Source organism: Lysinibacillus sp. 10T31 (genome assembly GCF_056394365.1).
The window spans coordinates 1-10330 of sequence record NZ_JBFTHS010000089.1 but is presented as its reverse complement, the minus strand read 5'-3'; the positions used below and the strand labels follow the sequence as shown (position 1 = coordinate 10330).

Here is a 10330-nt window from a genome sequence, read left to right as displayed (position 1 = left end):
CTATCTGCTATATGCACTGGATAGGGAGGGGTAATGGGATACCCCAATCTTGAGAACTGTTCAAAACAGAAATGGACTGCGAACGCATAGTTACTCAGGAATCCCACTGACATTAGTCAGCTTGTCCCTTTAGGGGTGGGAGTCTCAACGTGAACGTTTTATCCAAAGTTGCATGTATGAGAATAAATTGTATCAAAATATATCATCTTTATTAGAATATTTACAGAAGGATGGTTATCGGTTAGCAATAGCTACATCGAAGCCAACTGTATTTGCAGAGCAAATTTTACAATATTTCAACCTTGAACATTTTTTTGACCTTGTCGCAGGTAGCAATTTGGATGGTACACGGTCAGCTAAAGGGGAAGTTATCTCATTTGTACGAGAACATTTCTATGAAGTGAATATCGATCAATTTCTGATGATTGGAGATCGTAAATACGATATTGTTGGGGCACATGAAAATCAAATTGATTCTATCGGTGTTACTTATGGCTATGGCTCACTTGAGGAATTAACGGATGCACAAGCAACATACATAGTGAACAGTGTAAACGAACTACAAGAACTACTTAATAGATTAGGTTAAAAAAATACGAAACTGCATTGGTGGAAATGCAGTTTCGTATTTTTTTTGGAAAATAGATGCAATCGCTGATAACGATCTAAGAAAACCTTACTTCGCAAGCCCGTTTTGAAAAGCATAGACAACTGCTTGTGTACGGTCTTGAACATCGAGCTTTGCTAGAATATTGCTGACATGTGTTTTTACGGTTTTTAATGCAATGTATAAGTCATCGGCAATTTCCTGATTGGCTTTGCCTTTAGCCATTAACAATAATACTTCCATCTCACGTTCGGTAAGCTGCTCATACAGTGGGGTACTATTGCCGTAGCGCATACGATGCATCATTTTTGATGTTACTTCTGGCTCTAAAACAGTTTCACCGCCCATTGTTTTACGAATGGCATCAGCGATTTGTTTCGCATTTGACGTTTTTAAAATATAGCTGACTGCACCAGCCTCTAATGCAGGGTAAACTTTATCATCATCTAAAAAACTTGTTACCATCATAATTTTTGCTTCGGGCCATGCTGCTAAAATTTCAGCTGTCGCTTCAGCTCCTGTCATGACTGGCATTACATTGTCCATTAAAATAATGTCAGGGCGGAGAGCGAGAGCACGTTCTACTGCCTCTTTGCCATTTTCAGCTTCACCTACAACAGTGATATCTGGTTGTGCTGATAGATAGGCAGAAACACCAATCCGCACCATTTCGTGGTCATCCACTATTAACACTTGAATCATTCACTTCAACCTCCTTTTGTAGAGGAACTTTAACCTCTACAATTGTACCTTCTCCAGGCACTGATACAATTTTGTACGTACAGCCAATCTCTACAGCACGTTCAGCAATGTTTTGCAGTCCATAAGAAGTAGATTTATCGGCTTCGACATCAAAGCCGAGGCCATTGTCCTGGATACGTAAAATGGCTAAATCATCGCGGGCAACGAGCAGTAATTCAACTTCGCTCGCTTTTGCATGGCGTAGCGTATTCGATAACGCCTCCTGTGCAATACGGAATAAATGATCCTCCTCCGCTTTGGTTAACGACATTTCCTCAAGCTCATATTCAATATGAAAAAATACTTTTTGCTGCAGCTCAATAATGAGCTCCTCAAGCCCTTGTGCAAGAGTTTTATTGTGCAGAGCTACTGGACGTAAATGTAATAATAATGCGCGCATTTCAAGCTGTGCCTGTTGCACAACTTTTTCAACCTGCTTTAAGCTTGTAGCATTTTCATCGGTTTCGGTTAATGCGGACAGTAACATCGAAGCTGCAAATAATTGCTGAGATACAGAATCATGGAGTTCACGAGCAAGGCGTTGACGTTCAGCAATAATGCGCTCTTGAATAATTTTATCATTTGCTTCTGCGCGTTCATTGGATAAACGCTGTAAGCTTTTTCGTTGAGTATCAATTAACTCGCTTGTTTGAATTAAAGCTTTTTTCAAAGGCTTTGGTAAAGGCTGTTTTTTAGGTAATACAAAATCAGGTTCAACTAACTGTTTCACGATACGGGTTGCTTGAGCCTCTCTAGCACGGGCATTCATACTGATCCAGCTTGCAATCAGTAAACTAAGCGCAAAAAGAGTAACGACAATAAAACCACCGAATGGGATATTATTATAATTCTGCTGCCATAATGGCTCCCATGTTTTCTCGTTTGGTTCGCCCCAAACAGCGACAAGGAGACCAAATGTAGCACTCATCAAAATAAAAAGTAGAGTAAATATTCTTGAGATAAAGGCAATCATTTACGTAGCACCTCCAAGTCCCCAAGCCATGTTGCAACATGTATTACAAGTGTACGCTTTGCATCCTCGGGGCTACCATCTGAGAAACTTACACTTTCATTGAGTAAGCGTTGTGGCCCAACATGCAGGCACTTTAATTCACCAAACAATGTCGTATAGTGTAAGCGGAATGGAATTTCATATGGGATATAAATTTGTACCTTACCAATACCTTGTCGAATCGTAATGAGACTTGTGCCGGCAGGTAAAATTGTTTGTGTTGTATCAATCGTAATGTCGCCTGCAAGTCGCTGAATTTGGACATCTTGCCATTTATAGGCTTCTAATGGTGCAGGCATTGTACCGAATAATTCGTTTTTCGTAGCAGGAAGCTTTTCGAAAAGCTCCAAACCAACAACTTTGGCTTGGTTTTCTCTTTGCAAGTATTGATAGAGCATATATAAGAGAATGATGACGATAAATAAGCGTAAACTCCACATCGTAAAGAGTGCAATCGAGATAAAGAAAATTCCTGTCCATTTAAAGAAACGATTTTTTTTCGAGAAACTTAAATAAAGAAGTCCTACCCCAATCAATAGGCAAAAGGCGCCACCGTTATTAAAAATTGTGAGCTCCACAAAAACGAGTAAAAAGAAGCACAGTACCCCAAAAGTGAGCTTATTAGTTGTGAAATTTTGCAAGAGGGTCACCCTTCTTTCTACAAATTGATGAGAGAAGACGAACTTCTCTTAAAATAAATATTTCATGTAAAAGTGTTTTGATTATCTCATTACCATAACGTAGGGTTGATTTCCGTTCCGGCTGGGCGCTTTGTAGCTGTCGCTTTGCTTTCGCTACAGAAAACATTTGTTGCTGACGCTCCGCTTTCGCACAGATAAAACATTTGTAGCTGTCGCTTTGCTTTCGCTACAGAAAACATTTGTTGCTGACGCTCCGCTTTCGCACAGATAAAACATTTGCCGCTGACGCTTCGCTTTCGCGCAGAGCAGAGCTTCCTGGGGGCGTCCGATGAGCCGCTTCACTCGCGCTGCTCGCTCCAGGGTCTCGGGCCAACATGATGTTGGTCACGAAGGCGTTATCACAGGACGTGATGGTTTTAGCCTTCGTTCCTCTAATCGCTAATCCCCAAGGAGTCGCCCAGCCTCCACTCCAATCAACTTAAATATATGGCCTACGTTTTTACAAATGTCATCCCAAATTTTTGGTAATGAGCCTTTTAATGATCTTCAAGCATTTTTTTGATTGTATCATTCATCAATGCTGAATCCAGTGTATTTGGATAATGAGCAGAGTGCTCTAAAGTGATAAACTCTTTACCATTTGGTGCCTCTAATAGCTCATAATATTGCTTTGCTAATTCATAGTTCGTCTGTTTATCGTATTTACCTTGTATAAAATAAACGGGTATATCTATACTTTTTACAGAATCAAAAAAATTAGTAAGGATGATTTCTTTTTTTAGTTCTTGGCTTTCTATTAGGCTAAATTGTGGCCCTGAAATAAATGCTTTATACAGATCCTGTAAAGAGTAATCAGGGGAAGTAAAAGCCCCTTTTATCAATTCAAAGAGATTCACCTTCTTGATCGTATCATCAAAATAATTCATACCTTTATATTGATTGATAAGATCGCTAAATTGATCCTCATCTTTTGCTAAATAAGGACCTTTTCCTATATCCTCTAAAATTTGGAGTGTTTTTTTATCTTCATTAGCTATAGCTTCACTCTGTAACCAACTGTATCCAAGTTCTTGGCCTTTACTAGTATTGGTTAATTGAGAAATTCCTAAATAGGCATAGAACTTCTCAGGATAATTAGATACAAGCTGAGTTCCAATTACTGTACCGAAGGACTGACCAATGACAAATATTTTTTCCTGTTGATAATGCTCTCTAATATAATCAACTATTATATTAGCATCTTCTGTGAATTGAGAAAGGGTCAGTGTAGTATTTGTTAACTTCTTGTTAAAACTTTTTCCTGAACCTCTTTGATCATAATAAACTGCTACGCAATTCTCGGTTATTTCAGGATACAATGTTCGAGCACTCACGCCATAGGGGAATGGTGATCCTGGCCCACCATGTAAAAATAAACAAAATGGTTTCTCCTTATCTTTTCCTTCCACTAATATATATTGTTTATCCCCGTTTACATTGATTTCCTTTAACTCGCTAATCCCACCATTTTTAATAATTTCAGCACTTTTATGCTTGATTTGCTGTTGTACAATAAAGCGGTAACCTAATAACATAAATATAAGTAATAAAAGAATAGAAATTGCAAAAAGACATATTCTAAGCATAGGACTAAACCACTTTCTGTTTACACTTTTTTATTTTCTCTATCTCTTTTTGATCACCTTCAAAAGATTTTTCTTCAAAGAAAGGGGATGCTTCAATAATTGAGGCATCCCTTATTTCTTTTATTATAACATGTTATTTTTTTCAATTAGCAGTTATTGTTATTTATTTTCAATTAGCAGTTGTGCGTTATCTTCTGCGACATTTTTTTCTAGCTGTGCAAGACGAGACTCGAAAGATGTTACTTCATGATCTTTGTCGATTTGGTAAGCAAGCTTATCGATATAGGATTCTAAATCTTCAAAGTTGGTTTTATTGTTTTTAGCAATCATTCCGTCCATTTGATGGTGAGCGCGTGTGACGTTTTCTTTGCCCATAAGCTGTAATTGACGCACTTTCATGTCTTTAATTTTGTGTTTCATTGTTTCAAATTTACGTTCAAGCTCGAAGTATTCACGTGTACTTGCTTCAATACTAGTTTGTAGTGTATTGTTACGTGCTGTGTATGCAGCAACTTCATCAGAAGCAAAATCGATTAAATCTTGCTCACCGCTAGTAGAAGCTAATTTTAATTGAGCCTCACGTTTAGCTAGTAATTCCGCATTTTGCTTAAATTCCTGCTCTAGTTTTTCTTTTAACTGACCTTGACGCTCTAATAATTTTCCAGTTTGCTCTGTTTGTTTTTCTGCTTCACGAATGTATTGGTTTAACATCGCAATTGGATTTTTTTGTTCCTTTTTATCAAATAACTGATGTAAATCTGCCTCTATTGTATATTTAAAACGTTTAAATAAGTTCATTTAAATTCGCTCCTTTTATTTTGTTAAGTTAGACCATTCTTTTTCAAAGTTTGTAAACGGATCTTCTTCTTTAGCTTCAATTGTTGGGATTTTTACATCTTCGTTGTTCCATTTTTTATAGATAACATAGATAACAGCGATTGCTGCTAAACCAACCATTGCTGGGATATTAGATATTGCTGATAGAACACCTATCAGACCTACTGTAAACCATAAGATTTTGCCGAATGACGATTTACTTGAAGTGTAGAAGTGCATACCGAGTGCTACAAACAATCCTGAAAATAGTAGACCTGCAAGCGGTCCAGTTAAAGCAAGTGCAACACATCCTGCGATAAAGCCTCCTATTAGTAGAAAAAATTTTCTCATATGTTTTAGCTCCTTTCGTTGATACCTTTATATTACCTATTAGCGAGCTTTGCTAAAACGGACTGGAAATTGATTTTACTCTAGGTCTTGAGGCTGAGAGTATTCTAAGTACAATCGAAGAAGCTTAAAATTGTAAAAACTTTATTAGCCATAAAGCAATTGATAGAACGGAAAGTAGAAAGTTTTCGACAAAAATAGAAGATGAATGCCTCCTTCGTTTGACAAATTAAAAAGTTTGGATGAGCTATACTTATGAAAAAGAAATGAGCGAAGGAGGATTTCTAGTGAGAACCTATTCCATATATAAAATAAAAGAAGAGCATTTAACGTTTATTTTCGGCAGAGAGCGTAAGTTATTAGAAATGATGCAAGGCTGTGAAGACGCTAACGAGAAATCCTTAAAAGAACTTGCATATATATGTGAAAGTGTTCGCTTCGATGAGATAGCTACGATGCTAGAGGCGCAACTAGATTCCAAGTATGCACATTTAGAGAGAGCTCGTAATGCTTTATTTTTAGAACATCCTATAAAAGGAAAAATGGCAATTTATTTAGTGGAACGCAAAATTTGTGTTTATTGTGAGGGTTCACGAATGCTTGATTTGGATCTATTCCAAATGCTTGCGAAGATGAGCGAGCGCTTTATTGCATTTAATAAACAAGATAATGAGTGTGGGTGGCTAAAGCCAATGAAGTATACAATGCATTAGGAAATTTCACTACAATATATAGTAACACGCTAATATTTGGTGTATAATGTTGCGTGGAGAGTTTTTTTCTCGGTATATATTGTAGTGGAGGAGGTTGGTTGTATGCCTACATGGGGCTGGATTATTATTGTAATTATCGCATTAGCAGCGGGCGCGGCACTTGGTTTCTTTTTAGCTCGTAAAGCTATGATGAAATATTTAAAAGAAAACCCACCAATTAATGAGCAAATGATTCGTATGATGATGGCGCAAATGGGTCGTACGCCGTCTGAAAAGCAAGTACGCCAAATGATGTCACAAATGAATAAATTCCAAAAGTAATTGGAATTTTTTAAAGAGCAACTAGTCCAAGCCGGGGCTGGTTGTTTTTTGATTTCTTTCAACAAACATCGACTTAAAAAAGTTATAGCCTCCGAACGCAATTTACGACAAGGTGAAATTGATTATTGCGAATTGTTTAAATAATTCGTAAAAAACATATAATTCTATCGGAAAACTCGTTATAATGGAAATATTCTATATAAAGGAGTTGTTTGCATTGCAGAAAGAAAAAACAAATGTTGAAAGTTTTGATCTAGATCATACGAAAGTAAAAGCGCCTTATGTACGTTTAGCAGGTGTTAAAACAGGAAAAAATGGCGATGAAGTGTACAAATACGATATTCGATTTAAACAGCCAAATAAAGAGCATATGGAAATGCCTGCATTACATTCCCTAGAGCATTTATCGGCAGACATTATCCGCAATTACTCCGACCATATTGTTGATTTCAGTCCAATGGGCTGCCAAACAGGCTTCTATGTATCGCTAATAAATCACAATGATTATGAAGGCTTATTAAATATTTTAGAAAAAACATTTACGGATGTAACAAAGGCCACTGCAGTCCCAGCCTGCAACGAAGTGCAATGCGGCTGGGCAGCTAGCCATAGTCTAGAAGGTGCACAGGCGTTAGCCAAAGAATTTTTAGCAAAACGTGATGAGTGGCATTTTGTTTTTGCGGAATAAAAAGATTTAAAAACCTTGCGTGCTGAGCTGCCCCGCAATTGTTAGCACCATCTAACAATTAGGGGACAGTTCGTATAGCAAGGTTTTTCATAGTGTCTAAAAACAAAATGGTTAAGGAAAATCTTTGTAAAGGTTAGCGGCGCATCTTATGCCCTCAGGAAACTTTGCTCTGTGCGAAAGCGAAGCGACAGCAACAACAAAACGCCCGGTCGGAACGGAAATCAGCCTATCGTTTTGCAGAAGAGTTATTTACTAAAAATGAAATGGAATGACATTAGACGAAGAAGAATCACGACTAATTTTTTGATAGATGAAATTTTCTAAAAAGTCATGGATTAAATCCTCATATTCAGCCATATTTTCATTAAAGGACTGTGCATGAGCACCTTTATCAAATAGCTTCAGTTTCTTAGGACCAGTTTTTTTATTGTATAAATCCAATGACATGGATGCTGGGATAAAGGTGTCAGGTATACTATGGATAAAGAGCACAGGCTTTTCAATATTTGTCACAGCTTCAGAAGGTGTCACACTTTTAAAGGAATAACCGTCTCGTAAGCGGACAAAAAAATCTGCAAAACGAATTGGAATAATCGAGCCGTATTTAAATTCCGTCTTCGCAATTTGTTTCAGCAGCATTGAAAAATCAGAAAACGCACAATCAGAAATATAGAAATCTGCACCATCCTCTACAGTTCCTGCATATAGTAGCATTGTTGCGGCACCCATCGATTCACCGTGAATACCAAGAATGGCGTCTTCACCAATCATTGCCTTTATAGTATTGACTACTGCGTCAAGGTCATTTTTTTCATAATAGCCGTAGCTAGTCGTTTTCCCACCTGTCTCCCCATGTCTACGGTGGTCAAAAATAACGGAATTATAGCCAAGTCGTTCAAAAAGTCGAGCATATTTGACGGAGTTGATTTTATTTTCTGTTACGCCATGGCAAATAATGATGGTATTATTTGTTTCCAATGGCTGAAACATAATGCCGCGAATCGTATAGCCATTTGGAGAGTCAATATTTAATTCACATTTTAAATTTTTATTGTACCAAGCTTCATCAAAACGTTTAGCAGTGGTTTCACGTTCACGAACAAATTCAGGATCCTTTTGCTTAATGTACATTAATTTATTGGAAAGTGCGAAGCCGAACAGACCAGTTGCTGCTGCGGCAATCGTCGTCGTTATACCTGAAAATAAAAGCATTTTCTTTTTCATTATTAACACCTCCACGTCCTGTTTCTTTTGTTGTCTTGGCATACAAGCGATATCTTTCGTATGTATGCACTTTTCTTAATTGTAATGTTCCCTACTGAGATTGTTTAAAACACGTCAACATTTTACATTATCTTTGGCAAAACTGCGATTATTTCTGTTATCGAAAATCGTCAAAATATTTGTTAAAATAGATATATCTGCTAGTAGCATATGCATGCAGTGTTCAATTTTGAACGGGGAAAAGGGGAGAATGTTTATGACGAAAGAGGTAGTAATAGTAAGTGCTGTACGTACAGCTATTGGTTCATTCCAAGGAACATTAAAGGACGTACCAGCGACAAAATTAGGGAGCATTGTTATTAAAGATGCATTAGCACGTGCTGGTGTAGCTGGAGCACAAGTTGACGAGGTCATTATGGGGAATGTCTTATCGGCTGGGCTTGGTCAAAATCCAGCTCGTCAAGCTGCGATTGCAGCAGGCTTGCCACATGAAGTATCTGCATTAACGATTAATAAAGTTTGTGGCTCAGGACTAAAAGCAGTTCACTTAGCAACACAAGCTATTTTAGCAGGTGATGCAGATATTGTCGTTGCAGGTGGCTTTGAAAATATGAGCCAAGCACCATATGTATTAAGAAATGCACGAGAAGGCTTCCGCATGGGGGACCAAAAAGTAGTCGATACGATGATTCATGACGGATTATGGTGTGCTTTCAATGACTATCATATGGGCGTTACAGCTGAAAATTTATGTGATGCCTATGAGATTTCTCGAGACGAGCAAGATGCTTTTGCGGCACGTTCACAACAGCGTGCAGAAGCGGCAATGTCAGCAGGGAAGTTTAGCGATGAAATTGTAGCGGTAGAAATTCCTCAGCGTAAGGTCGATCCTATTATTTTTGATAAAGATGAATTCCCACGTCAAGGCGTTTCAGCTGAGTCTCTATCTAAACTACGTCCTGCCTTTAAAAAGGATGGCTCCGTAACAGCAGCAAACGCATCGGGCATTAACGATGGTGCAGCGGCTGTCGTTGTCATGTCGAAAGAAAAAGCAGAAGAGCTAGGCATTCGACCACTCGCGCTAATTACAGCGAATGCGAGTGCGGGTGTAGACCCAGCTATTATGGGAACAGGCCCTGTAACGGCCGTAAAGAAAGCATTAGCAAAGGCTGATGTAACATTAGATAATATAGATTTAATTGAAGCGAATGAAGCTTTTGCAGCTCAATCTATTGCTGTAGATCGCGAACTAGGCTTTAATCATGATAAACTAAATGTGAACGGGGGAGCAATTGCTCTTGGTCACCCAATTGGTGCAAGTGGAGCACGTATTTTAGTCACGCTTTTACATGAGATGGAAAAGCGTGATGCAAAAATAGGTCTCGCAACACTATGTATCGGTGGTGGACAAGGTGTGGCAACTGTAGTCAAGCGCCCTTGAAGTGAATAAGAAGGTGAATTGCAATGGGAAAGAAACGAAAACAGCAGCAACGAGTGGATAATAGCGTGACAGCTAGTCTACCAAAGCAGGAGGCAGTTACATTAGCCGATCAACTAGGCGGTGATGTACTTGCCAGATTAAAAGCTGCAAAGC

14 protein-coding genes are annotated in these 10330 nt (G+C 38.3%); 5 read left to right on the top strand and 9 right to left on the bottom strand.

What is annotated here, in order from left to right:
* Positions 1-187: 187 nt before the first annotated feature.
* A complete protein-coding gene (locus AC1DCY_RS26015; protein WP_477355269.1) occupies positions 188-589 on the top strand; it encodes an HAD hydrolase-like protein in 402 nt (133 codons plus the stop codon).
* Positions 590-676: 87 nt separating this feature from the next.
* On the opposite strand, the gene AC1DCY_RS26010 is transcribed toward AC1DCY_RS26015, so the two are convergent.
* From AC1DCY_RS26010 to AC1DCY_RS25975, 8 genes are all read right to left on the bottom strand, one after another.
* Positions 677-1309, bottom strand: coding sequence for a response regulator transcription factor (locus tag AC1DCY_RS26010; RefSeq protein WP_477355266.1), 633 nt, complete (start codon positions 1307-1309; stop codon positions 677-679).
* Positions 1284-2321: a sensor histidine kinase gene (locus AC1DCY_RS26005; RefSeq protein WP_477355263.1), complete on the bottom strand. Its 1038-nt coding sequence runs from the start codon at positions 2319-2321 to the stop codon at positions 1284-1286. The genes AC1DCY_RS26010 and AC1DCY_RS26005 overlap by 26 nt, the downstream gene beginning before the upstream one ends.
* Positions 2318-3010, bottom strand: a complete 693-nt coding sequence (gene liaF / locus AC1DCY_RS26000; protein ID WP_477355260.1) for a cell wall-active antibiotics response protein LiaF — start codon at positions 3008-3010, stop codon at positions 2318-2320. Before liaF ends, AC1DCY_RS26005 begins: the two co-directional genes overlap by 4 nt.
* Before the next feature lie 80 nt (positions 3011-3090).
* Positions 3091-3240 (bottom strand): hypothetical protein, encoded by a 150-nt coding sequence (locus AC1DCY_RS25995; protein ID WP_477355257.1) that lies wholly within the window; start codon positions 3238-3240, stop codon positions 3091-3093.
* Positions 3228-3389: a hypothetical protein gene (locus tag AC1DCY_RS25990; protein ID WP_477355254.1), complete on the bottom strand. Its 162-nt coding sequence runs from the start codon at positions 3387-3389 to the stop codon at positions 3228-3230. Before AC1DCY_RS25990 ends, AC1DCY_RS25995 begins: the two co-directional genes overlap by 13 nt.
* A 148-nt stretch (positions 3390-3537) precedes the next feature.
* Positions 3538-4626, bottom strand: coding sequence for an alpha/beta fold hydrolase (locus AC1DCY_RS25985; protein WP_477355251.1), 1089 nt, complete (start codon positions 4624-4626; stop codon positions 3538-3540).
* A gap of 159 nt (positions 4627-4785) precedes the next feature.
* A complete protein-coding gene (locus tag AC1DCY_RS25980; RefSeq protein WP_477355248.1) occupies positions 4786-5424 on the bottom strand; it encodes a PspA/IM30 family protein in 639 nt (212 codons plus the stop codon).
* Positions 5425-5439: 15 nt separating this feature from the next.
* Positions 5440-5793, bottom strand: coding sequence for a lmo0954 family membrane protein (locus AC1DCY_RS25975; protein ID WP_477355245.1), 354 nt, complete (start codon positions 5791-5793; stop codon positions 5440-5442).
* A gap of 284 nt (positions 5794-6077) precedes the next feature.
* On the opposite strand from AC1DCY_RS25975, the gene sirA reads away from it, so the two are divergent.
* From sirA to AC1DCY_RS25960, 3 genes are all read left to right on the top strand, one after another.
* Positions 6078-6503, top strand: a complete 426-nt coding sequence (gene sirA / locus AC1DCY_RS25970) for a sporulation inhibitor of replication protein SirA (RefSeq protein ID WP_049668606.1) — start codon at positions 6078-6080, stop codon at positions 6501-6503.
* Between the two features lie 102 nt (positions 6504-6605).
* Positions 6606-6824 (top strand): YneF family protein, encoded by a 219-nt coding sequence (locus AC1DCY_RS25965; protein ID WP_477355242.1) that lies wholly within the window; start codon positions 6606-6608, stop codon positions 6822-6824.
* A 184-nt stretch (positions 6825-7008) separates the two neighbouring features.
* Entirely contained in the window at positions 7009-7512 is a 504-nt protein-coding gene (locus AC1DCY_RS25960; RefSeq protein WP_477355239.1) for an S-ribosylhomocysteine lyase, read from the top strand.
* 252 nt (positions 7513-7764) lie between these two features.
* Here the strand turns inward: AC1DCY_RS25960 and AC1DCY_RS25955 are convergent, their stop codons facing one another.
* The gene (locus AC1DCY_RS25955; RefSeq protein ID WP_477355236.1) at positions 7765-8736 is read right to left on the bottom strand and encodes an alpha/beta hydrolase; all 972 of its coding nucleotides are present in this window, start codon (positions 8734-8736) and stop codon (positions 7765-7767) included.
* 256 nt (positions 8737-8992) lie between these two features.
* Here AC1DCY_RS25955 and AC1DCY_RS25950 point away from each other — a divergent pair, with 256 nt between their 5' ends.
* The gene (locus tag AC1DCY_RS25950) at positions 8993-10177 is read left to right on the top strand and encodes an acetyl-CoA C-acetyltransferase (protein WP_477355233.1); all 1185 of its coding nucleotides are present in this window, start codon (positions 8993-8995) and stop codon (positions 10175-10177) included.
* The last annotated feature ends 153 nt before the right edge of the window (positions 10178-10330 follow it).

Excerpts from the sequence above, each read along its gene's own strand:
- AC1DCY_RS25955 (WP_477355236.1), bottom strand. The coding sequence starts at position 8,736 with ATGAAAAAGAAAATGCTTTTATTTTCAGGTATAACGACGACGATTGCC.
- AC1DCY_RS26010 (WP_477355266.1), bottom strand. The coding sequence starts at position 1,309 with ATGATTCAAGTGTTAATAGTGGATGACCACGAAATGGTGCGGATTGGT.
- AC1DCY_RS25985 (WP_477355251.1), bottom strand. The coding sequence starts at position 4,626 with ATGCTTAGAATATGTCTTTTTGCAATTTCTATTCTTTTATTACTTATA.
- AC1DCY_RS25980 (WP_477355248.1), bottom strand. The coding sequence starts at position 5,424 with ATGAACTTATTTAAACGTTTTAAATATACAATAGAGGCAGATTTACAT.
- AC1DCY_RS25995 (WP_477355257.1), bottom strand. The coding sequence starts at position 3,240 with ATGTTTTCTGTAGCGAAAGCAAAGCGACAGCTACAAATGTTTTATCTG.
- AC1DCY_RS25960 (WP_477355239.1), top strand. The coding sequence starts at position 7,009 with ATGGAAATATTCTATATAAAGGAGTTGTTTGCATTGCAGAAAGAAAAA.
- AC1DCY_RS25950 (WP_477355233.1), top strand. The coding sequence starts at position 8,993 with ATGACGAAAGAGGTAGTAATAGTAAGTGCTGTACGTACAGCTATTGGT.
- AC1DCY_RS25975 (WP_477355245.1), bottom strand. The coding sequence starts at position 5,793 with ATGAGAAAATTTTTTCTACTAATAGGAGGCTTTATCGCAGGATGTGTT.
- AC1DCY_RS26005 (WP_477355263.1), bottom strand. The coding sequence starts at position 2,321 with ATGATTGCCTTTATCTCAAGAATATTTACTCTACTTTTTATTTTGATG.
- AC1DCY_RS25965 (WP_477355242.1), top strand. The coding sequence starts at position 6,606 with ATGCCTACATGGGGCTGGATTATTATTGTAATTATCGCATTAGCAGCG.